This window comes from Paenibacillus sp. B01 (assembly GCF_009649995.1).
Classification (GTDB): Bacteria; Bacillota; Bacilli; order Paenibacillales; family Paenibacillaceae; genus Paenibacillus_O; species Paenibacillus_O pasadenensis.
Window position 1 is genome coordinate 3463460 of sequence record NZ_CP045802.1, and the last position, 21596, is coordinate 3485055.

21 protein-coding genes are annotated in these 21596 nt (G+C 65.8%); 3 read left to right on the plus strand and 18 right to left on the minus strand.

The genetic code is table 11. The annotated features are described in order from the left end of the window. Positions 1 to 218 precede the first annotated feature (218 nt). The 5 genes from GE073_RS14925 to GE073_RS14945 all read right to left on the minus strand — a co-directional run bounded on the left by GE073_RS14925 (position 219) and on the right by GE073_RS14945 (position 7153). Positions 219 to 2501, minus strand: a complete 2283-nt coding sequence (locus GE073_RS14925) for an alpha-amylase family glycosyl hydrolase (protein WP_153783765.1) — start codon at positions 2499 to 2501, stop codon at positions 219 to 221. Between the two features lie 162 nt (positions 2502 to 2663). Further along, complete coding sequence (locus tag GE073_RS14930) at positions 2664 to 3686, minus strand: LacI family DNA-binding transcriptional regulator (protein WP_153783766.1); 1023 nt, start codon at positions 3684 to 3686, stop codon at positions 2664 to 2666. A 265-nt stretch (positions 3687 to 3951) separates the two neighbouring features. Further along, complete coding sequence (locus GE073_RS14935; RefSeq protein WP_228551877.1) at positions 3952 to 4515, minus strand: G1 family glutamic endopeptidase; 564 nt, start codon at positions 4513 to 4515, stop codon at positions 3952 to 3954. Further along, the gene (locus GE073_RS25480) at positions 4416 to 5663 is read right to left on the minus strand and encodes a serpin family protein (RefSeq protein WP_228551879.1); all 1248 of its coding nucleotides are present in this window, start codon (positions 5661 to 5663) and stop codon (positions 4416 to 4418) included. The genes GE073_RS14935 and GE073_RS25480 overlap by 100 nt, the downstream gene beginning before the upstream one ends. Further along, positions 5660 to 7153, minus strand: coding sequence for a DUF2515 family protein (locus GE073_RS14945; RefSeq protein WP_153783767.1), 1494 nt, complete (start codon positions 7151 to 7153; stop codon positions 5660 to 5662). Before GE073_RS14945 ends, GE073_RS25480 begins: the two co-directional genes overlap by 4 nt. A 122-nt stretch (positions 7154 to 7275) precedes the next feature. On the opposite strand from GE073_RS14945, the gene GE073_RS14950 reads away from it, so the two are divergent. Then, positions 7276 to 7950: an SOS response-associated peptidase gene (locus GE073_RS14950; RefSeq protein WP_153783768.1), complete on the plus strand. Its 675-nt coding sequence runs from the start codon at positions 7276 to 7278 to the stop codon at positions 7948 to 7950. 530 nt (positions 7951 to 8480) lie between these two features. On the opposite strand, the gene GE073_RS14955 is transcribed toward GE073_RS14950, so the two are convergent. The 5 genes from GE073_RS14955 to GE073_RS14975 all read right to left on the minus strand — a co-directional run bounded on the left by GE073_RS14955 (position 8481) and on the right by GE073_RS14975 (position 13466). Beyond that, positions 8481 to 9419 (minus strand): TauD/TfdA dioxygenase family protein, encoded by a 939-nt coding sequence (locus tag GE073_RS14955; RefSeq protein ID WP_028596878.1) that lies wholly within the window; start codon positions 9417 to 9419, stop codon positions 8481 to 8483. A gap of 174 nt (positions 9420 to 9593) precedes the next feature. Further along, positions 9594 to 10559 carry a GNAT family N-acetyltransferase gene (locus GE073_RS14960; RefSeq protein ID WP_052332837.1) on the minus strand — a complete coding sequence of 322 codons (966 nt, stop codon included), beginning with the start codon at positions 10557 to 10559 and terminating at the stop codon, positions 9594 to 9596. Continuing rightward, a complete protein-coding gene (locus GE073_RS14965; protein ID WP_028596879.1) occupies positions 10532 to 11164 on the minus strand; it encodes an SGNH/GDSL hydrolase family protein in 633 nt (210 codons plus the stop codon). The genes GE073_RS14960 and GE073_RS14965 overlap by 28 nt, the downstream gene beginning before the upstream one ends. Before the next feature lie 162 nt (positions 11165 to 11326). Next, the gene (locus tag GE073_RS14970; protein ID WP_228551549.1) at positions 11327 to 12550 is read right to left on the minus strand and encodes a YeiH family protein; all 1224 of its coding nucleotides are present in this window, start codon (positions 12548 to 12550) and stop codon (positions 11327 to 11329) included. Between the two features lie 100 nt (positions 12551 to 12650). After that, positions 12651 to 13466, minus strand: coding sequence for an alpha/beta fold hydrolase (locus GE073_RS14975; RefSeq protein ID WP_028596881.1), 816 nt, complete (start codon positions 13464 to 13466; stop codon positions 12651 to 12653). A gap of 146 nt (positions 13467 to 13612) precedes the next feature. Here GE073_RS14975 and GE073_RS14980 point away from each other — a divergent pair, with 146 nt between their 5' ends. Continuing rightward, entirely contained in the window at positions 13613 to 14056 is a 444-nt protein-coding gene (locus tag GE073_RS14980) for an Lrp/AsnC family transcriptional regulator (RefSeq protein WP_028596882.1), read from the plus strand. 67 nt (positions 14057 to 14123) lie between these two features. Here GE073_RS14980 and GE073_RS14985 read toward each other — a convergent pair whose 3' ends face one another. The 5 genes from GE073_RS14985 to GE073_RS15005 form a co-directional block, all read right to left on the minus strand. Further along, entirely contained in the window at positions 14124 to 14411 is a 288-nt protein-coding gene (locus tag GE073_RS14985; RefSeq protein WP_028596883.1) for a stage VI sporulation protein F, read from the minus strand. A gap of 109 nt (positions 14412 to 14520) precedes the next feature. Further along, positions 14521 to 16584, minus strand: a complete 2064-nt coding sequence (recG, locus tag GE073_RS14990) for an ATP-dependent DNA helicase RecG (protein WP_153783769.1) — start codon at positions 16582 to 16584, stop codon at positions 14521 to 14523. Next, on the minus strand, positions 16581 to 17438 hold the full coding sequence (locus tag GE073_RS14995) for a DegV family protein (protein WP_153783770.1): 858 nt from the start codon (positions 17436 to 17438) through the stop codon (positions 16581 to 16583). Before GE073_RS14995 ends, recG begins: the two co-directional genes overlap by 4 nt. Positions 17439 to 17516: 78 nt before the next feature. Next, a complete protein-coding gene (locus GE073_RS15000; RefSeq protein ID WP_228551551.1) occupies positions 17517 to 19316 on the minus strand; it encodes a DAK2 domain-containing protein in 1800 nt (599 codons plus the stop codon). Positions 19317 to 19336: 20 nt separating this feature from the next. After that, positions 19337 to 19696 (minus strand): Asp23/Gls24 family envelope stress response protein, encoded by a 360-nt coding sequence (locus tag GE073_RS15005; RefSeq protein WP_028596887.1) that lies wholly within the window; start codon positions 19694 to 19696, stop codon positions 19337 to 19339. A gap of 290 nt (positions 19697 to 19986) precedes the next feature. On the opposite strand from GE073_RS15005, the gene rpmB reads away from it, so the two are divergent. Continuing rightward, a complete protein-coding gene (gene rpmB, locus GE073_RS15010; protein WP_048748286.1) occupies positions 19987 to 20175 on the plus strand; it encodes a 50S ribosomal protein L28 in 189 nt (62 codons plus the stop codon). A gap of 173 nt (positions 20176 to 20348) precedes the next feature. Here the strand turns inward: rpmB and spoVM are convergent, their stop codons facing one another. The 3 genes from spoVM to rpe form a co-directional block, all read right to left on the minus strand. Next, on the minus strand, positions 20349 to 20429 hold the full coding sequence (gene spoVM / locus GE073_RS15015; protein ID WP_040711006.1) for a stage V sporulation protein SpoVM: 81 nt from the start codon (positions 20427 to 20429) through the stop codon (positions 20349 to 20351). A gap of 245 nt (positions 20430 to 20674) precedes the next feature. Beyond that, positions 20675 to 20944, minus strand: a complete 270-nt coding sequence (locus GE073_RS15020) for a hypothetical protein (RefSeq protein WP_153783771.1) — start codon at positions 20942 to 20944, stop codon at positions 20675 to 20677. A 5-nt stretch (positions 20945 to 20949) separates the two neighbouring features. Next, positions 20950 to 21594, minus strand: a complete 645-nt coding sequence (gene rpe / locus GE073_RS15025) for a ribulose-phosphate 3-epimerase (RefSeq protein WP_153783772.1) — start codon at positions 21592 to 21594, stop codon at positions 20950 to 20952. Positions 21595 to 21596: the final 2 nt, after the last annotated feature.

Below are 21596 nucleotides of genomic sequence, written 5' to 3' on the forward strand. Positions count from 1 at the left end.
TTTCTTTCCCCTGACTTGCGTTTTGCCCGCTTTCATGAAAGCGGTTCATTCATTAACCTCATCCATCATACATCAGCAAAACCGGTTTGTTAAATCGTTTGCACAGCTTGTTTTCTGCCTATAATCGCTCGTTTACGTTGTTTTTCCCTTAATACCTCTGTTTTACGCAGGATATCTCTTTTTTTGATTCAATTGTCCCTCCTGCACGCGGGACAAGCCTACTGCCACGTATAGACGACGGTATCGGCCGAGCCGGATGTCGGCGCGGTGAACGTGCGGTTCGATCCGCCTTCCCAGACGACATTGCCGCTCGCGTCCTTTTTGACGAACTTGAACTGGAACGTCGCGCCCTTCGGCACGCTGACCGGCAGGAACCAGACCGGATAGTTCGGGTTCATCATCGCTTCGGTAGACTTGGCCGCATCCCAGCTGCCGAGCTCCGCGATGCTGCCGACAAGATGGATGTTCTGTCCCGGCGTGGTCGTCGCGTTCACCTTGAAGATGACCTGCACCTGATCGTCAGTCAGCACCTCATAGGCGAACGTGTTGCTGACGCTGCTGCCCTTGGTCACGGTAATCGTCTGCGGGCCTGCGGCGACGCTTGGCACGACCGCTTCGATGAACGTATCGCTGCTGCTGACGACGGTCGCCGTCGTCGCGCCGAACTTCACGACCGGCGAGCCGCCGAGTCCGGTGCCATAGATGTAGACCGTATTGCCCGGACGGCCGGAGGTCGAGACGACGTCGCCGATGCGCGGCACGGTCGTGCCGAGGGAAGGATTGTACGACCAGACGTTCACTTGGCCGCCGGCGAGCGTGAAGCTGGCGATCTTGTTCTGGCCGGAGACGTTCGTCACGCTGGCCGAAGCGCCGGACAGCAGTCCGCCAAGCGTGTCGGCATAGGTGCCGGCAGGCAGCGTCGTGTTGATCGCCGGCACGACGAAGCTCGAGTTCGGCTGGCGGTTCACGGCGACGACGACCTGCTTGTCGTAGAACTGGCGCTGGTAGACGAGCACGTCGTTCGTGCTGTACAGCACCGACGTCGTGCCGTAGGCGACCGCCTCGTTGGACTGGCGCAGCGCCGACAGGCTCTTGATGACCTTGTACGCCGTCGAGTTCTGGTTGAACGACGCGGCCTTCTCCATGAACACGCGGCCCGCGATGTCGCTGCTGTCCGCCGACGACAGGTACTGCTCCGTGCCGTAGTAGATGTTCGGCGTGCCGCGGCTCGTCATGAGCGTCGCCAGCGCGGCATGGTACGGCTTGTCGTTCGGCTGGATGTAGCGGAAGCGCGTGACGTCGTGGTTGTCGAGGAACGTCACCGCCTGGTTCTCGTAGGTGTAGTCCGCGCTCGTCGTCAGCAGCATGTTGCCGAAGCTGCTCATCGTCTCGGAGAAATTGCCGAACGCGTTGGTCGACGCGCGGAAATACTCGAAGTCGAGGTTGTTCACGCCGGTACGGTCCGGGAACGTCCGGTACTCGTCATACTTCGGATCGGGACGCGAGATGAAAAATTCGCCGAAATGCGTCATCGGACCGCCGGAGGCGGAGTCGATCGCGTCTTTCAGCCCTTTCGTGAAGGCCGGGTTCATATGCAGCGTCGCGTCATGCCGGAAGCCGTCGACGCCCTTGGACTTCCAGAACGTCGCCGCTTTTTCCAGATGGGCGATGACCGCGCTGTTCTCCTGCGAGAAGTCGGCGAGCGAGCCGAGATCCTTGTGGCGGAAGCCGTAGCGGGAGCTGTCGGCGCCGCGGTCGCCGAGCCCGTGGAACCAGCCGTTCACGTCGTTGTGCGGATCGGCGAGCAGGTTGTCCGTCTTGCCGTCGCCGTTGGCGTCGAGCAGGTCGCCGGCGGCATTGAACTGATAGGCGCCCGCTGCGTTTTTGTCCGGCTCGTACAGCTTGCCGTCCTCGGCGCTGTAGCCGCTTGTCGGGTTCTGCCAGCGGCTTGTATGGTTCGTGACGAAGTCGATGACGAGCTTGATGCCCTGGGCGTGCAGCGCGTCGCGCAGCCCCTCGAAGTCCTTCATCAGGCCGAAATGCTTGTTCGTCGCGAAGTAGTTGCGCACATGGTAGCCGTGGAAGCTCGTCCAGCGGTTGATGGCGCCGCCCGCCTGGTAGTCGTTGATGGCGGTATCGCGGTTGGAGTAAGGCGCGGAGATCCAGACGGCCGTGACGCCCATATTTTTCAAATAGGGGATCTTGTCGATGATGCCCTTCCAATCGCCGCCCTGATACAGCTTGAGATCGTTGCCGTCGCCGCGCCCGTCGCCGTTCGCGTCGTCGAACAGCGTCGGGTCGAAGCCCGCCGGCTTGTTGTTGCTCGTATCGCCGTCTACGAAGCGGTCCGTAATGATCTGATAGACCGTGTCCTTCGGCGTGACCGGGCTGAGCGCCCCGGAAGCCGTAAGCGCTTCCGCTTTAGGCGGGTGGATCGCTCCGGACGGCAGCACCAGGCCGCCTGCCAGCACCGCGATCGTCAATTTTTTCCATACCTTCACTCGTCAACACTCCCCGCTAGAATGGATGGTCGAACAAGAGCTCCTTCCGAGCTCCGGGTTCCCGAACGGTTCCCCCCACCTCCTTTCATCGTTCGGGTCCGGTTCGAATCCATCCGTCCTAGGCCGGCCGGGAGCGCGGGCCTGGACGCTGCCCCTCCGGGACTAGCGGGAAGGCGGCGCCGTGCTTTGGCGCGGCACGAGCTCGACGCCGAGCGTCACGCGCCGCTCCGCGAGCGGCTCCCGCTCCAGCTGGGCCGTCAGCAGGCGGACCGCGGTCCGCCCTTTCTCGACGATGTCCTGACGCACCGTCGTCAGCGCGGGGATGCAGTAGCGCGCCCGCTCGTCATCGTCGAAGCCGACGACCGAGATGTCGCGGGGCACGACGATTCCGAGATCATGCAGCCCCTTGACGAGGCCGATCGCCGCCATGTCGGACAGGGCGAATACGGCGGTGATGCCGCCCGTCTTGGCCCCGATGCGCGAGGCGGCGCGGTAGCCGCCGAGCGAGGAGGTCGGCTCCTCGTAGACGAGCTCCGGCCGATAAGGCACTCCCGCCTCCTCGAGCGCCCGCCGGTACCCCTGCCAGCGGCAGTAGTTGACGCCGCCTTCGAGCAGCACGCCGGTCAGCAGCGCGATCCGCTCGTGGCCGAGCGACAGCAGATGCTTCGTGCCGATGTAGCCGCCCAGCTCGTCGTCGAGCGCGACCTGGTAGAAGGACGGATCGTCGACGAGGCTGTCCATGAAGACGCACGGCACCCCGAGGCGCAGCATGCTTTCCACAAGCTCCGTGCGGGCGAACGCGCCGACGAAGATCAGGCCGTCCAGATGCTGCTCGCGCACGAACGAGAACGTCTCGTCCGGGCCGATGCCGACGAGGATGACATGCAGCTTGACGCCGCGCGCGCTCTCCTCGATGCCCCGGACGAGATGCCAGTAGAACGGGTTGTCCTGCAAGCGGCCCTTCTCCAGCAGCGGGACGACGACGGCGATCAGCGACGATTTCTTGTCCTTGAGGTTGCGCGCCGACGCGCTCGGCGCGAAGTCGAGCTCGCCGATCGCCTGCTCCACCTTGCGCTGGGTTTCCGGGGAGACGCGCCCCGTGCCGTTGATGACGTTGGATACGGTCGCGATGGACACTTGGGCCAGCTTGGCGACATCCTTGATCGTAACGCGACTGGCGCTCATGCTTGAAGCTCCTTGCTCTTTGGATTAAACGTTTCATCGCATGAAGCAATGACTCCTTCACCGACATTAAACCAGACATGGTGCAGCTTTGACTTGGCCATGATTAAACGTTTCACACCCTGATCATAATCGGCGTCCCGAATTTTGTCAACGAGAAAATGAAAGCGTATTCTATCGAAGGATCGCCGCCGCTTCGCCCGGCCGAGGCGCTTCGGCCCCCTCGCGAAAAGGGCGCTTGCCGGTTAGCTCGGCAAGCGCCCTTCCATCAGGACTCGCTTGTGCGGATCCGCACGCTGCGCACGACGAAGCCGTCGCCCGCGGCGTTCGGCCGCGAAGGAAGCGCGCGGATATAGCGGCCCTGCACCATGACGCCGCGCTGGGACAGCTTGAGGCCCGGACTGCGGCCGTCAACCCGGCAGCGGCGGAACGGCAGCGGCGTGATGCGCGCGAAGGTCGCGATGTCGCCGCCGATCTGCGGCGCCTCGACAATCCATTCGGCCGAGCGCTGCGGGCCGCGATACGTCTGGACGGTGCGGAACGTCCAGCCGCGCGTGACGTTGCGCAGCGCGATCGACCAGCGGCCGCGGCTCACGCGGGCGATGCGGGCGGCCATGACGTCGCCGGGGCGGACCGGATGCGGGATGCGCGTCTCCGAGGCGGGCAGGATTTCCCACCAGGCGTAATACTCTGCACGGCCGTCGACATAGTCGTGGGCGGTGCCGGTCTGGATCAGATCGCTGTTGCTGTAGCCGTCGATGCCGATCCAGGCCGACGAATAAGTGGATTGGGACGTCGGGCGCGCGACCGGGACGGTCCAGCGGGCGGAAATGCTGGAGAAGGCGCCTCGCGATCCTTCGATCGCGTAGCCGCTCCAGTTGCCGGAGCTCCAGTTGGAGCGCCCGGCTTTCTTTTGATCGCGCAGCCTGCGGCAAGGCGGATGCAGGCTGGCGCTGCGTGTACGGACAGGCATCGTTTCACATCCTTAGCGGAAGGATGCTCTATTCGATGCGCCGGACGCCGCGTCCGCCTGTACGGACGCCCTTGGCGGGCTCGGCTTTTTTGCGCCGCTACGCTCCGTCCGCGGGCCGGCCGATCCGGCCGAGGAACAGCCAGGCGCCCGAGACCCCGTCCTCGATCGCGAGGAAAAACGGCCGGTCCGCCCGGATCGCTCGGGGGCGCCGCGCCGCCTTCCGCCATCAGCGTCGCCGCGGCCGCTTCCGTCCCCTTCTCGTTCACCTCCAGCACGACCTGCTGCAGGACGAGGCTGAGCTGGAGGTCCGGGCTGCCCTCCAGCATGCCGCCGAAGTCGGCGCCCGGCGCGAACGCCTGCCGCATGCCGAGCTGCCGCAGCGGCTCGTTCAGCACGCTGCGGACCGCGGCCTTGAAGCGCGGCAGCGCGACGCTGCCGGCCTTGGCCTGCAGCTCGTCCTGCCACTCCTCGTAGCGCTCCAAGTCCGGCAGCAGGTCATCCACGCCGAGCCCGCGAGCCGGCAGGACGAGCAGCAGCCGGTATCCGCCCTTCAGCCCGTACGGCAGGCGCACCGCCTCGAAGCGCTCCGTCCGCAGGTGCGGATAGCTGCCGCCCCGCTGCATCATCGCGACATCGAGCCGCTCGCCGCCGTCCATCGCGAACGCGGCCTGCTCCGTCCGCGCCGGATCGAACTCGTCCTGCCAGCCGCCCTTGAAATAAACCGTGTTCAGCAGCACGGCGAGCGTCTCCGGATCAAGCGGCTCGTTCGAATCGACGATTTGCGGGATCATGCCCTCGGTATGCCGGTCGACCCAGCGGTTCATGCGCTCCGCCGCTTCCGCGCCGCCGCCAGCGAAGTCCGCCGTCTCGAGCTCGGCTCCGTAATCCGCTTGCAGCGTCTTGCGGTAGGACGGCAGCGGCTCCCGCCGGACGTCATGGACGCCATCGACATCGCTTTTGGCCGCTGGCTGAGACCAGCCGCGCCGGGCGGGCCGCAGGGCCGTCAGCCCGGCTTCGGTCCGAAGCCCGAGCCGGAGGCCGCCAGCACGGCGAGCTCCACCTTGCCGAGCGCGATGCGGTAGTCCGCCGTCAGCTCGAACCGATCCGGCACCGGCAGCGCCCGGAAATACGGCAGCACGTCCTCCGGCCCTTTGAACCAGTCGCCCGGCTCCGGGTCGTCCACCGGCCGGTCCGCCCAGGCGGCCGACAGCGGCGGGCTGTACAGCGGCTCCGCTCCCGGCAGCAGCCTGCCGCCGCGCAGCCGCTCGCGGTAGGCGGCGCCGGGAGCCCCGTGCCGTACCGGCGCGTACAGCTCCGGCGCGTAATCCGATCTCGATCCGGTATGGCGCGTCGCCTTGACGAAGGCGAGGGCGCCTTTCGCGACGCCCGGAACCGCGAACAGCATCGCATACAGCCGCTTGCCGAACTCGATGCGCTCGGCCAGGTCGGAGAAGTCCTCGAGGATGAGTCCCGCGACGAGCGGATCGCCGCCCTCGTCCTTGCCGTACGGGAACAGGACCTGGTTGAGCTGCAGCACCGACTGCATGCCGAAGAAGAACGTGTTCAGCACCTTTCGCCGATAATACGGATTTTGCACGACCCGCTCCTCGATGAAATGCTGCTCGTTGACGATCAGGCCGACCGTCAGCGGCACCGCGTCGCCGGTGCGCAGGAACTGCTGCCAGACGGGACGCATGAACGCGGACACGCCGAGCTGCGGCAGCAGATGCAGCAGATTGCGCCTCGTGCGGCGGCATTCCTCATAGAGCAGCAGCTGCGGATAGGCGTCGTGGAAAATGAGCGCGTTCGCCCGCTCCAGCATGCCGAACGTGCAGCGGCGCTTGTGCAGGTCGAGCAGCCGGGGCAGCCACTCGCCCTGCAGATCGGACATGTTCCAGCCGCCGTTGCGCGAGACGAGATGCGCGAGCAGCGCCCAGTGCACCTCCGGCCGACGCAAATAAAACGCGCGGTATGCCTCCGTGCGCGTCACGTTGTTGCGATTGAGCCGCGCCGTCTCCGCGCGCAGCCGCTGCACGAGCGCGGCATCGCCGGCCGGGCCGGCCGGCAGCGCCGGCGGCGCGCCGAGGGCGGCCGCCGCCTCCGCGCTCCAGGCAGGGCTTGCCTTCGGCAGCCCCGCCCATGCGGCGGCCTTGCCGCCCGCAGGCGCGCTCGGCGCCGGAGCGGCCGCGGCTGGCGCGGCCGCCGCGGCCTTGGCCTTGGCGGCGGCGCGCTCGAGCTTGCGCCACGCGGCGCGCAGCTCCGCGACGGCCGGCGCCGCCAGCGCGAGCGGCGGCGAGCCTGCCGCCAGCGTCGCGGCCGCCTTGCGGCTGCGCCGCTTGCCGGCGGCATACGCATAGGCTGCCGCCGGCAGCGCCGCCGGCAGCAGCAGCAGCTCCAGCAGCCGGCGGCGCTGCGGCGGGGCAGCCTTTGCCGATGCGGAAGGCCGCTCCTGCCTGCCGCTTCCTTGCCCGTTTTCCGAACCCGATCCAGCCTCCATGACTCTCTTCCTCCCGCTCTGACGATCTGTTAGAAGTATAGTCGGGAAGAAGGCCGCTTAACCCCCGGACGGGCATGCGCTATACTAGGAGCAACGAGAGTGAGCGAAAGGAGCGGGAGACGATGTGCGGACGCTACACGCTGACCGTCACGCTCGAGGAGCTGATGCTGCGCTTCCTGATCGGCGAGGCGGGGCTGGGGGACTACGAGCCGAAGTACAATATCGCGCCGGCCCAGATGGTGCTGGCGATCATTCATGACGGGGAAAAAAATCGGCTCGGCGAGCTCAAGTGGGGGCTCGTGCCGCCGTGGGCCGACGATCCGAAGATCGGCAGCCGCATGCTGAACGCCCGCTCCGAGACGGCCGCCGCCAAGCCCGCCTTCCGCGAGGCGCTGCGGCGCAAGCGCTGCCTCATTCCGGCGGACGGCTTTTACGAATGGCAGCAGCAGGACGGGGCCAAGCAGCCGCTGCGCGTCACGCTGAAAAGCGGCGCGCCGTTCGCCATGGCCGGCCTGTACGAGACATGGATCTCGCCGGCCGGCGAGAAGCTGTCCACCTGCACCGTGCTGACGACGGAGCCGAACGAGCTGATGCGCCCGATCCATGACCGGATGCCGGTCATCCTGCGTCCCGAGGACGAGGCGCTCTGGCTCGACCGCGGCCTGCGCGATCCGCAGCGGCTGCAGCCGCTGCTCCGCCCTTATCCGCCGGAGGAGATGCGCGCGTACCCGGTCCGCCGCGAGGTCGGCAGCGTGCGCAGCCAAGGCCCGGCCTGCATCGAGCCGCTGCCCGACTGAGCTCGGCTGCATGGAGTGACAGCCCGAATCTGCGAATCCAAGGCACATTTATGCCCTGGTTGTCCGTTGCAAGCCCAATTTCGGGCGAATCCAAGGCACATTTGTGCCTTGGTTGTCCGTTCCAAGCCCGATTCGGGCGAATCCAAGGCACATTTATGCCCTGGTTCCCAGTTCCAAGCCCGATTCGGCGAATCCAAGGCACATTTATGCCCTGGTTGTCCGTTCCAGGCCCGATTCGGCGAATCCAAGGCACATTTGTGCCCTGGTTGTCCGTTCCAAGCCCGATTCGGGCGAATCCAAGGCACATTTGTGCCCTGGTTGTCCGTTCCAAGCCCGATTCGGCGGTTCCAAGGCAGGAGCAGCCGCGAATCGCAAAGCGGATGGCAAAGCAAAAGTTCCTTTCCCCTCGGACAAGCGGGGAAAGGAGCTTTTGCTTTTTGCGAGAAGGCGCTTCTTCGTCGTTCGCGCGCCTCCGGCTCGCGAGCGCCTTCAGCCGTCGACCTGCCGAGAGATCCCGCTCAGCTCCCGTCCTAGGCGCCGGCCGGATCGAGCTGCGGCCGCGGACCGCCCGCCGTGCGGGTGCGGCTCTGCTTGCCCTCCACGCTGACCGGCACGTCGCCCGCCAGCGTCACGCGGCGCACGATGCGGCGCTGCTCGCCGTAGTCGTTGACCGCCACATGCTGCGTCGCGCGATTGTCCCAGATGACGACGTCGCCTTCCTCCCAGCGCCAGCGCACCGTATGGTTCAGCCGCACGACATGCTCCTGGAACAGCTCGAGCAGCTGCCGAGACGCCGAGGTGGATACGTTCAGGATGCGCTTGGCGAAGCTGCCGAGCACGAGCGCCTTTTCGCCCGTATCGGGCAGCACGCGGACGAGCGGATGCTCCGTCTCGTAGACGGTGGACGCGAACACCTGGCGGTAATCGCGCTCCTGCTCCAGCGGCACGCCCTTGCGCTGAGCCGCCACCGCATAGTCGAAGTCGTTGCTGTGCACCGCCCACAGCCGCTCGGCCAGCTCCTTCAGCTCCTGCGGAAGGCTCTCGTAGGCCGCGGCCGTATTCGCCCATACGGTGTCGCCGCCGGCCTCCGGAACGACGACCGCGCGCAGGATCGACGCCGACGGATACGCATCGAGGAACGTGATGTCCGTATGCCACTGGTCCGCCCGGCCGCCATGCTGCGAGTCGACGTCAAGGATGTAGCCCGTCCCTTCCTTGGAAGGGACCGTCGGATGGGCGAACGGCTGCCCGAGCCGGGCGGCGAACGCCTCCTGCGCGGCGTCGTCCAGATGGCCCTGGCCGCGGAAGAACAGCACCTTATGCCGCGCGAGCGCCTCGCGCAGCCGGACGATATCCTCCTCGCCGAGCCGATCCGACAGCACCACTCCGCTCACTTCCGCTCCCGTCGCCGGCGTGACCGGCCGGATTTCCCAGGCTCCACTCTGCTCTGCCTGCTGCTGCTCGCTCATCCTTTTCATCCTCCTGTTGCCCTTCTGCCTGGAAAAAAGCCAAAAAGGCCCACGACAGCTCCTGTACGCTGTCATGGACCTCCGGTTTGACCGGCGGGCCTATTCCCAAGTTTCCCGGGCTATTTATTTGGTCTTTCTGCATTCATCCTACCGCTCGATGCAGCAGCTGTCAATCTATATTTTTATATTCCTACCCGAATAGTGTGAATAGGTGGATTCCAGCCGCTTTTTCATTGCGATGCCCGCCAGCGGCTCCAGCTCCGGACCCAGCTTGCGCAGGATCCGGTACGGCTCCCAGCCCAGTCCGCTGTAAAGCAGCAGCGCCTTGGCATTCGGGCTATGGCAGACGAGATGCAGCTCGTCCGCGCCTAGCCTTTCCCCGGCGTCCCGGCACAGCTTCAGCAGCAGCGCCTCGGCGGCGCCTCGCCCCCGCAGCTCGGGATTCACGATGACGTTGCCGATCCACCATTGCCCCTCGTCCTCATACACGTTGGCGTAGGCGGCCGGCGTCCCAGAGGCGTCCAGCATCAGCGTCGGCAGCCGGCGCTCCGCGGCGCGCGCCTGCAGCCGCTCCGCCCGCAGCGGCCAGCCGCCGCTCGGGAACATGTAGTACGCTTCCGATCGGCTGCGCGGCCAGCCTGCGATCTTCTCGAAGTCGGCCGCCTCCGGCTCGCGGCTGCCGTAGCGGCGCAGCTCGCAGCGCCAGCGCTCGCGGCCGGGATGGAGCTCGCCGAGCGGACGCGCCGTGCAGCCGATGCGCCGATAAAAGCCGACGGCGTCGTCGTCCGTCTCGGCGACGAGCCGGCCTGCCGCGGAGCGCTCGAGCGCATGCCGGACGAGCCTGCGGCCGATGCCGCAGCGCTCCGCCTCGGGCAGCACCGCCAGATGCCGCAGCTCGACGCCGCCGTCCGCCTCCCTCCGCCACCCGGCCAGTCCGACGAGCCTTCCTTGCTCGATCCGTCCGGCCAGCTCCAGCTCCGGCTCGCTTTCGTAGCGGGCTGCGATCTCCGCGGCCCGGCCGGGATCGAACAGCGAGCGGGCGAGCAGCGCGTTCCGCTCCTCCCGAGGCCCGGTCCGCAGATCGATCCATCCGCCCTTCCCCTCCGGCGCCGTCAGATCGCCTGCACCGCCTTCAGCCAAGCCTCGGCGATCAGCGCCGCGCCCGCCGCGGACGGGTGAACGCCGTCCGGAGCCCAATAGGCCGGACCGGTCCGAGCCGCCGCTTGCGCGAACAGGCCGTCCAGCGGCACATAGAGCGTCTTGTACTCGCCGGCCAGCTCGCGGACGGCCTGGATTTTCGGATCGAGATCTTCCCGCCACGCCTTCTGCCCTTCGTTCACGGGCAGCACGAACGGCTCGACGAGCACGAGCCGCGGCGAAGAAGCCTCGAGCGCCCGCTCGATCAGCCGGCGATAGCCGTCCTTGTACGCCTGCGCGGTCGTCGGCGAGCCGCTGTCGTACCGGCGCCAGGTGTCGTTGATGCCGATGTAGATCGACAGCCAGTCCGGACGCAGCTCCAGGCAGTCCCGCTCCCAGCGCTCCTGCAGGTCAGCGACACGATCGCCTCCGATGCCCCGATTGAGGAAGCGCACCCCCTTCTCCGCATGCAGGCTGCCGAACCGGCCCGCCGCCAGAAGCGCGTAGCCCGCACCGAGGCTTGCCGCGTCGCCGCGGTCGCGTCCCGCGTCGGTAATGCTGTCTCCCTGGAACAATACGAGCGAATGCTCTTGAATAAGCGTCGTCATCTGTGCAAAGCACCTCCAAGAGCCAGTATAAACCGGGGCCGCTGGAAAAGGATACCGTGAAAATCGGACGTTTCGCCGAAACGCCCGATGCGCTCTCCTGGCTCATGCCCGCTCCGGAGACGGAATCTCGTTCCGCTTCGAAACGGCAGGCTTTCGGCCCGCTCATCCTCCCAGTCCGAACAAGCGGACGAGGCCGTAGCCGAGCGTGGCCAGCAGCAGCGAGCCGATCAGGCCGGCGGCGAACACGCGCCCGCCCAGCCGGCGGAACGTGGCGAAGTCGACGCCGAGCCCGAGGCCCGCCATCCCCATCGCGATCAGCAGGTAGGCGGCCGTCGTCATGCCTTGCGCGGCCGCCTGCGGCACGATGCCGAGCGTATGGACGCCGCTCATCGCCAGGAAGCCGAGGATGAACCACGGCGCCGCCACGCGCGTCCGTCCTGCGCCGCCGCCAGCCGAAGCGTCCTGCGCGGCGGCGCGCCGCGACTCGCGGCGCTGCGCCCACAGCCCGATCAGCAGCGCCGCCGGCACGAGCATCGCGACCCGCGTCAGCTTCACGAGCACGGCCATGTCCAGCGCCTCCTGGCCGAACGGCTCCGCCGCCGCCAGCGCATGGGCGACCTCGTGCAGCGTCGATCCAGCCCAGGCGCCGTAAGCGGCCGGGGCGAGCTGCAGCAGCGGCTGCAGCAGCGTGTACGCGATCGTGAAGATCGTGCCGAGGATGGCGACCGTCGCGGCCGCGACAGCGGTCTCCTCGCCCCTCGCCTTCAGCTGCGGCGAGATCGCCGCGACAGCGGCGGCGCCGCAGATCGCCGTGCCGCAGGCGGTCAGCAGAGCGAGCCTGCGGTCCGCTCCGAGCCTGCCCGCCAGCCAGCAGACGAACGGGATCGTCAGCGCGACATGGATCGCATCGATCGCCAGCACGCCGGGACCTGCCGCGACGATGTCTCCGAGATCGAGGCGCATGCCGAGCAGCACGATGCCGAGGCGCAGCAGCTGCTTGGAGGAAAAGGCGATGCCGGCGGCCGCGCTCAGCGGCACGCCTCCCAGCCATTCGCGGTAGGCCATGCCGAGCAGGATGGCCAGCACGAGCGGCCCCAGCACGCCGAAGCCCGGCAGCTCGCCGAGCATCCTGCCGGCGGCGGCCAGCAGCGCGGTCAGGAACAGCCCCGGCAGCAGTCCAGGCCGCCGCCAGGCAGCGCCTTGCCTCCGCGTCGGGCGAAATGCCTTCGTCTCCAACCGCATCCGCATCCATCCGTCCGCCTTCGCCTCGGCCTGCATCCGCGCCCTGCCGTCCGCCTTCGCCTCGGCTGGCATCCGCGCCGCCGCGCTCCGTGCGCCTGCGCTCCTCTCGAGCCCGACTGCTATTTTCCCGACATTGCCCGCCATGCGCCTCGCCTCCAGCCCGCTCTTGCTTGCTGCTGTCCACGATACCGCAGAGGAGCTGGAATTCCCAATCCGAATGTCCGATCCGATCGATCAGCAAATCTTATAAGCGGCGCAGGAACGCGGTCACCTCCTCGATGAAGGCGGATTCCATCTCCACATTCGGCAGATGGGCGGAGGGCAGGACAAGCAGCTCTGCGCCCGGTATCGTCTTGGCCAGCAACTCTCCGTGCTCGGGCAGCGTCACCGGATCCTGCTCGCCGGCGATGACCAGCGTCGGCCGGTCGATGAGCGAGGCCGTCCGGCGCAGGTCCATGTCGCGGATGGCAGCCCAGCTTCCCGCGATTCCCTGCGGACGGGTAGCGAGCACCATCTCGCGGAACGACTTGACGATCGGATTGTCCGGCGTCAGCATGGACGAGGGGAACCAGTTCTTCATGAACGACTCCGCGGTCTCAGGCATGCTGCCCGGCTTCAGCACGGACGCGATCAGGCCTTCCCACAGCTCGGGCGAACCGAGATGAGCGGCGGTATTGCTCAGGATGAGCCGATCGATCCGCTCCGGCGCGTGGATCGCCACCCATTGCGCGACGATGCCGCCGAGCGACAGCCCCAGAAAATGGACCCGATCGATCCGAAGCGCGTCGAGCAGCTCGACGGCATCCCTTCCCAATCGGTCGAGCGAGTAAGGGCCAGCAGGCGTATCCGAGCCTCCATGCCCCCGATAATCATAGCGCAGCAGCCGGAAATGCTCCTTTAGCCGGGCAGCCTGCCCTTCCCACATGTCCATCGAAGTCGCGATCGAGTTCGCCAGCAGCAGCACCGGCTTGTCCACCGATCCGTCGAGCCGGTACGCGATCCGCACGCCGTCTCCCGTCGTGAACTCGAGCGCGCCTTGCTTCGTTTCAAGTGTCGCCATCGTCCTTCACTCCCTCTTTCGTTGATAGTGACAGTTTACGGAACCGGCACTACAATCGAAATAAGAAATCAACGGAGTTCGAGGGCTGAATCTTTATTTCTATCGTACGTTCAGGCCCTTGCCCGTTAAAAACGAGGTGGCTCAGCATGGATTCGATCGATTTCAAGATTTTGGCCATTCTGCACGACAATGCCAGGATCACAGTCTCGGAGATAGGCCGGATGATCGCGATGTCGCAGCCTGCCGTGACCGAAAGACTGCGCAAGCTGGAGGAGCGCGAAGTGATCACGGGGTACGGAGCCAAACTGTCGCCGTCCAAGCTAGGCAAGCATGCGGCCGCGTTCGTCCTGTTCAAGACCGCTTCGTGCAAGGACTTCGAAGCTTTTGCCGATACGGCCCCCGAGATCGTCGACCTCTACCGGACGAGCGGGGAGTACAACTATTTGATGAAGGTCATGACCGAAACGGGCGAGTCGCTGGAAGCGTTTCTGGAAACTTGCCACGCCTTCGGCTTCTCCTCGACTCTGGTCGTCCTTTCGACCCGATTCGAAGACCGAAGCCTCGTCGCCGGCCGCGAAGCGCCCAACTAATCGAGAGAAATAAAAGCGGCTCCGCCCGAAGGCGGAGCCGCTTGGCGTTCGAGGCGCCTCCGCCCGTTCAGCGGAACATGCCCCACAGCTTGATGAGATGGAACGTATTGTTCGGATCGATCTTCTGGCCGAGCACGAACTGCACGAGCTGCTCCTCCTGCGTGTCCGTCAGCTTCTCGTGCAGGATGCTCGCCGCGCTCTTGACGAGCTTGCGCACTTTGGCGCGGTCGGCGAGATCGTACTTGGTCAGCCCGTTCACGAGCAGCTTGATCCGCTCCTTGACGGCCGGGTTTTTCAGCTTCAGCTTGACGCGTTCGACGAATTCGGGCCGGATTCCGTATTTGACGTAGCTCATGCAGCAGGGCACCTCCATCGATTTGGTCGGGCTTCCGCCCCTAACCACCGATGTTACTATATGCCCTCGTCTGCCCGGAGTTGCCTCCTCCGCATTCGTCCCTGCCGATTCAATCGAGCTGGCTGCCCTGGAAAATCGGATCCTTGGCGAGGATCGCGCGCAGCGGCGCATATTCCTCCTCCGTCCAGAATCCGTCCTCGGCGGCCAGCTCCGCCGCGTCCTCGCGGGCCGCCTCCAGCACGGCGAAGTCCGCCGCCATGTCGGCCAGCTTGAAGTCCGGCATGCCGCTTTGCTTCGTGCCGAAAAAATCTCCCGGTCCGCGCAGCTCCAGATCGCGGCGGGCCACCTCGAAGCCGTCGTCGGTCTCCTGCATGACCGCCATCCGCTCCTTGCCGGTCTCCGTCTTGGGATCCGCGACGAGCACGCAGTACGACGCATGGGCGCCGCGTCCGACGCGGCCGCGCAGCTGATGCAGCTGCGACAGCCCGAAGCGCTCCGCGTCCATGATGATCATGAGCGTCGCGTTCGGCACGTCGACGCCGACCTCGACGACCGTCGTGGCGACGAGCACCTGCACGTCCGCCGCGGCGAACGCCGCCATGACCTCGTCCTTTTCCGATGCCGTCATGCGCCCGTGCAGCAGCCCGATCCGCAGATCGGGAAACGCCTGCTGCAGCTGCACGAACTGGTCGATCGCGTTCTGCACGTCGAGCTTCTCCGATTCCTCGATGAGCGGGCAGATGACGTACGCCTGCCGGCCGCCGTCGATCTCGCGCCGGATGAAGCCGTACACGCGGTCCATCATGCCGTGCTTGACCCAGTACGTCTGGATCGGGATGCGCCCCTTCGGCCGCTCCTTGATCGTCGAGACGTCCATGTCGCCGAACGCCGTGATCGCCAGCGTCCGCGGAATCGGCGTCGCCGTCATCGTCAGCACGTCGGGGCTCGGCCCTTTGCGCCGCAGCACGCTGCGCTGGTTGACGCCGAAGCGATGCTGCTCGTCGGTGACGACGAGGCCGAGCGAGCGGAATTCCACATCGTCCTGGATGAGCGCATGCGTGCCGATGAGCACGTCGATCAGCCCCATCTGCAGGCCGGCGAGCAGGTCCCGGCGCTTCTTGTCGCTGACGCTGCCTGTCAGCAGCGCCGTCTGCAGCCCCGTCCCTTCGTACAGGCGCGTCAAGGAGCGCATGTGCTGCTCGGCTAAAATCTCGGTCGGCACCATGAGCGCGCCTTGATGGCCCGCCTTGACGGCGGCGAGCAGCGCGATCGCGGCGACGACGGTCTTGCCGGCGCCGACGTCGCCCTGCAGCAGCCGGTTCATCGCCGACGGCTGGCGCATGTCGGCGAGAATCTCGTTGACGACCTTCTTCTGCGCGTCCGTCAGCTCGAACGGCAGCGAGGCCGCGAACTGCCGGATGACCTCCGGATCGACGCGATGCACGATGCCGTCCGCCTTGCGCCGGTTCAGCATGCGGTACGCCTGCAGCTTGAGCTGGAACAGGAACAGCTCCTCGTAGACGAGCCGCCGCCGCGCGCCCTGGCCGTCCTTCGGATCCTCCGGATGATGGATATGATAGACCGCCTCGCTTCTCGGCATGAGGCGGTACTTGCGCAGCAGCCGTTCCGGCAGGTTCTCCTCCAGCAGCGGCCCGTACTGCTCCAGCGCCTGGCGGACCGTCTTGCGCATCCAGGCCTGCGTGATCGTGCCTCCGACGGAATAGACCGGCTGCAGCGTGCCGGTCTTGGCCGGCCCCTTGTCCGGGAACTCCGAGTCGGTGACGGTGATCTGCATGCGCCGCGCGTCCCATTTGCCGGTGAGCGTGATTTCCCGCCCGAGCTGCAGCTGGTCCTTGATGAACATGCGGTTGAACCAGACCGCGGTGACGAGCTGCCCGTCCGCCTCCGTCTTGACCGTGATGCGCGTCTTGCCCTTGCCGAAGCGGGCGACCATCGGCAGGCCGCGCAGGATGCCCTGGATCGTGATCTTCTCTCCGTCCTTGACCTCGGCGAGCGAGCGCAGCCGATAGTCCTCGTAGCGGAACGGGAAGTAGTTCATCAGATCAAGCGCGGTATAGATGCCAAAGGCGTGAAGCTCCTGCTCCTTCGGAGCGCTCACGCCTTTGATCTGCCTTACCGGAACGGATTCCGGCAAGGCCGCAGGAATATTCATTTGCGGTGCATGAAGACGGCGACGGTGCCGGGACCGACATGGGCGCCGACGACCGGACCGAGCGTCGTGATGGAAGTGGTCTGCACGTTGAAGCTGGACGTGACCGCTTCCTGCAGGTCCAGAGCGGAGCCTCTCTGATGCGTCCAGGCGAAGTGCACGGCGACCGGCTCCTCCGGCGGGAACTTCTCGCGAAGCATGTCGACGATGCGCTGGATCGCCTTTTTGGAGCCGCGCACCTTGTCCACCGGCACGATGACGCCCGAGGAGTCGATCGTCAGGATCGGCTTGATATTGAGGATGGAGCCGATGAGGGCGGAAGCCTTGCCGATCCGACCGCCTTTCTGGAGGTATTCCAGCGTGTCGACGAGGAAGTACAGCTCCGTCTCGCTGCGCATGCGCTCGATCTCGGCCTGGATCTCGTCCTTGGAGCTGCCCTGGCGGGCCATCTCGGCCGCGCGGATGACGAGCATGCCGATGCCGCAGGAAGCCGTGCGGGAGTCGAACACGGCGATGTCCGCCTCGCGCTCGAGCATCGTGCTCGCGAGCAGCGCCGACTGGTACGTGCCGCTGAACTGCGAGGACAGATGGATCGAGAGGATCGGCGCGTCCGGCGTCTCGTCCAGCAGCCGCTCGTATACGGCCATGAAGTCGGCCGGCGACGGCTGGGAGGTCGTCGGCAGGCCGCTGAATCCGACCAGCTTGTCGTAGAACGCCTCCGACTTCAGCGTAACGGAGTCCAGAAAGGCTTCCGTGCCGAACAGAACCTGCAGCGGCACCATCTCGATGCCGAGCTCCCTTCGAATCTCCTCCGGGATATCCGACGTGCTGTCGGTTACGATGCGAACCTGAGTCATAGGGGCTACCTCCACGGCCTCGCGTCCCGCTGGCGGAACGCAAGGAATGATATGCCGCACCGGCGGCGCGGGCTTGGATTATTCGAGGGCGAAGAGGTACGGGTAGAGCGGCTGGCCGCCCTCATGCACCTCGAGCTCGACATCCGGATACGTCTCGGCGACCCAGTCCGCCAGCTCGTCCGTGCCGGACGCCTCGGAGCCCTCTCCGGTGAGGATCGTCAGCAGGTCGCCGCCGTTCTCGAGCAGCTGGCGGATGAGCCCGCGGCACGCTTCCTGGAGGCTCGGCTCGGAGATGACGATCCGTTTTTCGACGATGCCGATGTAGTCGCCTTCCTGCACCTCGACGCCGTCGATTTCCGTATTGCGCACCGCTTGGGTGACGCTGCCGGAGCGGACGGCGTCGGCCGCGCCGGACATGAGGGCCGTATTGCGCTCGGGCGTCTCGCTGTCCTTGAAGGCAAGCACCGCCGCGAGCCCTTGGGGCACCGTGCGGGTCGGGATGACGGAGACGGAGCGCTCGGACAGCTCGGCCGCCTGCTCCGCCGCCAGGATGATGTTGCTGTTGTTGGGCAGCAGGAAGATATGCTCCGCCGGCAGCGAGTCGATCGCCTTGAGGAAGTCCTCCGTGCTCGGATTCATCGTCTGGCCGCCCGAGAGGACGATGTCGACGTTGTTGTCGCTGAAAATGCCGGAGATGCCGTCGCCGATCGCGACCGCGACGATGCCGTACGGCGCCCATTCATGGGCCGCCTCGGCGATGCCCTGCGGCGAGGCGCCCGTCAGCACTTCGGCTACGGCCAGCGCCTCGTCCGGCGCGAGATCGGCGCCGAGAGCGCCAAAGTCGATCTCCTCGCCGACGATCTCCCGGTGCTGCTCGCGCATGTTGAGGATATGCAGCTCGGTCAGCTCGCCGTACTGGTACGCCAGGTTGAGCACGTCGCCGGGACGGCGGGAATGCACGTGCACCTTGACGATCTCGTCGTCGGCGATCACGATGATGGAGTCCCCGTCCACGGCGAGCGCCCGCCGGAACGCGTCCTCGTCGAACGCCGGAGCTCCCGGAGGCGCGAGCCGGCGCTTGATGAAGAACTCCATGTCGTAGAAGAACTCGATCTCGCTCGTCGACAGCTGGGCCTGGGCATTGCCACCCGCGGAAGGGATGGACGGCCTGGCCGGCTCGGCGGCGCGCGGAGCGTCCGCCAGGTAGCGGAACGACTCCGCCGGAGCCGCCTCGCTCGCCGTGTCGCCCGTCTCCGCCGGGCTGCCGGCGAGGTACTCGAGAAAGCCTTCGTAAATGAGCACGAGGCCCTGGCCTCCGGAGTCGACGACGCCGACCTGCTTGAGCACCGGCAGCAGCTCCGGCGTGCGCTGCAGCGATTCGTTCGCCGCCGCGTACACCTCCTGCAGCAGCGACTCCATGTCAGGCGCCCGGCGGGCGGCCTGCTGGGCATGCCGCGCCGTCTCGCGCGCGACGGTGAGGATTGTGCCCTCCACCGGCTTGACGACGGCCTTGTAGGCCATGTCGACGCCTTGCTGGAGCGCCGCCGCGAATTGGCTCGGGTCGGCCTCGTCGAGTCCGGACAGCGCCTTGGCCGTGCCGCGGAACAGCTGGGACAGAATGACGCCGGAGTTGCCGCGAGCGCCCATCAGCAGTCCCTTGGACAGCGCCTCCGCCGTACGGCCGACCGAGTCCGAGCGCTTGCTCTGCAGCTCGCGCACCCCCGAGGCCATCGTTAAGTTCATGTTCGTTCCCGTATCGCCGTCCGGAACGGGAAATACATTCAGAGCGTTGACGCGCTCCGCGCCGCGCTGCAGCTTCTCCGCACCGAGCAAAGCCATACCGGCGAAGTCCGAACCATTAATAAAGCGCTTTCCCAAGCAAAATTTCCCCTTCCTGACTAACGGATGACCCGCACGCCCTGGACAAAAATATGGACATGGTCGACCTTCAGGCCGATCACTTCATTCAGTACGTATTTGACCTTGGTCTGGATGTTGTGGGCAACCTCGGAAATCCGGGTGCCGTAGCCGACGATGATGTGCAGGTCGATATGCGTCTCCTCGTTCTCGCGCCGCACCTCGACGCCTCTCGAGAGGTTGTCCCGCTTCAGCAATTCGGCGATTCCGTCCTTGAGCTGCTTGCGGGATGCCATGCCGACAAGGCCGTAGCATTCCAGCGCCGCCGAGCCCGCGATGACGGCGATTACATCGTCTGTTACGTTGATTTTACCTAATTCGTTGGCAAGCTGCATAGGCATGGCCGGTCACACGCTCCTTCTCTGCGGGCCGTTCGGCTGATGCCGACTGCGCCCAAAGCCCCTGATTGGCCGGGACTGACCTTCATTGTACTATAAACGGAGCCGTTTATGAAGTCTGAAACGCCGTTCTCTTCCGTTTTCGCGTATTTGCGCCGTTTTCCCGCCCGCGTCTCCTGCCAAACGATGGTTGATGAGACGGACGTTCTATGATAAGATAACCAAGTATGTTTGCCTACGGAATCCTTCGGTTTCGTACTTGCAACCTGCAAGCTGCAAAGGAGGTGTACTGCATGTCTCGCAAATGCTTCGTTACGGGTAAGGCACCCGGCACAGGAAACCATGTTTCCCACGCGAATAACCGCAACCGCCGCACTTGGGGCGTCAACGTTCAGAAGGTCCGCATTCTGGTCGACGGCAAGCCAAAACGCGTTTGGGTCAGCACCCGCGCACTGAAATCCGGCAAAGTCACTCGTGTATAACCGCAAAAACAGCGTTCCGCCGTTCACCAGACGGCAGGAACGCTGTTTTTTTTCGCCCTGCCGCGGCTTGCCCCTGCCGCGGCACGCGAAAAAGAGCGTGCGCCGTGCCGGCGCGGCGCTCTCTGACGCTCGGGATCGAAAGTCGGGCGGCCGGCAGCCGCAGTCGCCATCGCTCAGCTTTTCTGGAAGGTGTTCAGGATCGCCTTGACGAATCCGCCCAAAAACTTCGGCAGCTTGATCGTATAGAACTTCATGCTTCATCCCTCCTCGAGATCGCTGATCGTTGACGGGCAGCACTGCCGGGCCTGCATGTTCATCCCCGTTTCAGGCCGCACGGGCCCATTCCCTCGAAAGCAAAAAAGGCTACAAGAACCTAGGTTCATGTAACCATCCTATGCGGACCTGCGATGTCCTATTCCGGGGACCGAGCCCAAGTTGCCGGCAAGGAGAGGCCCTCTCCCCCGGACGGCGCGGACTCCCCTTGCCCGCCCAGCCGCCGCTATGGAGCGGTCGGCATGCCTTCGCGGATGAACATCACCATCGTGATGAACAGCACGAACAGGAAGAAGAAGGCAAGCGCGGCAACGATGAAGCCGATGCGGCGCCCGAGCGATTCGTGGCTGCGGAAGAAGCGTACGCCGAGCCAGAGCGCGATCAGCGAGAAGACGAAGCGGATGACGCTCGGGATAAGCACGAACATCGCCAGCAGCGCGCCGCCGACCAGTCCGTAGCCGGCGACGACGGCGATGGTTTTCAGTCTCTCTCCCATCCGGCTTACCTCAGCGCGGCGATCGCCGCGGCGGGGGACTCGTGGCCGAAGACGTAGCTGCCGGCCACGAGCACGTCCGCGCCTGCCTCGCGCACGAGAGCGGAGGTCGACGGATTGATGCCGCCGTCCACCTGGACGGAGACGCCGCTGAGCCCGCGCTCACGCAGGCGGGAACGCAGGTCGCGCAGCTTCTGCAGCGAATACGGAATGAAGGACTGGCCGCCGAAGCCCGGGTTGACCGTCATGACGAGCACGAGGTCGACATCTTCCAGCACCGGCTCCAGCAGGCTGATCGGCGTCGCCGGATTGAGCGCGACTCCGGCCGGCAGTCCGAGATCCTTGATCTGATGCAGCGCGCGGTGCAGATGCGTGCATGCTTCGAGGTGGACGGTGATGCGGTCCGCGCCTGCCGCCGCATAGTCGGCGATGCTGCGCTCCGGCTGCTCGATCATCAGATGCACGTCGAAGGGAAGCTTCGTCGCTCCCCGCACGGCGGAGATGACCGGCGGGCCGAACGTCAGGTTCGGCACGAACCGTCCGTCCATGACGTCGACGTGGATCCAGTCTGCGCCGGCCCGCTCGATCGCGGCGATCTCGTCGCCGAGTCTGGAAAAATCAGCGGATAGAATCGAGGGTGCGATGATGGTCATGG

What these genes read in the sequence shown, in the direction of transcription:
- GE073_RS14975 (WP_028596881.1), bottom strand. Translation starts at nt 13,466, where the DNA reads ATGGCGACACTTGAAACGAAGCAAGGCGCGCTCGAGTTCACGACGGGA.
- GE073_RS14965 (WP_028596879.1), bottom strand. Translation starts at nt 11,164, where the DNA reads ATGACGACGCTTATTCAAGAGCATTCGCTCGTATTGTTCCAGGGAGAC.
- GE073_RS14970 (WP_228551549.1), bottom strand. Translation starts at nt 12,550, where the DNA reads ATGGCGGGCAATGTCGGGAAAATAGCAGTCGGGCTCGAGAGGAGCGCA.
- rpmB (WP_048748286.1), top strand. Translation starts at nt 19,987, where the DNA reads ATGTCTCGCAAATGCTTCGTTACGGGTAAGGCACCCGGCACAGGAAAC.
- GE073_RS14985 (WP_028596883.1), bottom strand. Translation starts at nt 14,411, where the DNA reads ATGAGCTACGTCAAATACGGAATCCGGCCCGAATTCGTCGAACGCGTC.
- rpe (WP_153783772.1), bottom strand. Translation starts at nt 21,594, where the DNA reads ATGACCATCATCGCACCCTCGATTCTATCCGCTGATTTTTCCAGACTC.
- GE073_RS15020 (WP_153783771.1), bottom strand. Translation starts at nt 20,944, where the DNA reads ATGGGAGAGAGACTGAAAACCATCGCCGTCGTCGCCGGCTACGGACTG.
- GE073_RS14945 (WP_153783767.1), bottom strand. Translation starts at nt 7,153, where the DNA reads ATGGAGGCTGGATCGGGTTCGGAAAACGGGCAAGGAAGCGGCAGGCAG.
- spoVM (WP_040711006.1), bottom strand. Translation starts at nt 20,429, where the DNA reads ATGAAGTTCTATACGATCAAGCTGCCGAAGTTTTTGGGCGGATTCGTC.
- GE073_RS14995 (WP_153783770.1), bottom strand. Translation starts at nt 17,438, where the DNA reads ATGACTCAGGTTCGCATCGTAACCGACAGCACGTCGGATATCCCGGAG.
- recG (WP_153783769.1), bottom strand. Translation starts at nt 16,584, where the DNA reads ATGAATATTCCTGCGGCCTTGCCGGAATCCGTTCCGGTAAGGCAGATC.
- GE073_RS14950 (WP_153783768.1), top strand. Translation starts at nt 7,276, where the DNA reads ATGTGCGGACGCTACACGCTGACCGTCACGCTCGAGGAGCTGATGCTG.
- GE073_RS14955 (WP_028596878.1), bottom strand. Translation starts at nt 9,419, where the DNA reads ATGAGCGAGCAGCAGCAGGCAGAGCAGAGTGGAGCCTGGGAAATCCGG.
- GE073_RS14980 (WP_028596882.1), top strand. Translation starts at nt 13,613, where the DNA reads ATGGATTCGATCGATTTCAAGATTTTGGCCATTCTGCACGACAATGCC.
- GE073_RS15005 (WP_028596887.1), bottom strand. Translation starts at nt 19,696, where the DNA reads ATGCCTATGCAGCTTGCCAACGAATTAGGTAAAATCAACGTAACAGAC.
- GE073_RS14930 (WP_153783766.1), bottom strand. Translation starts at nt 3,686, where the DNA reads ATGAGCGCCAGTCGCGTTACGATCAAGGATGTCGCCAAGCTGGCCCAA.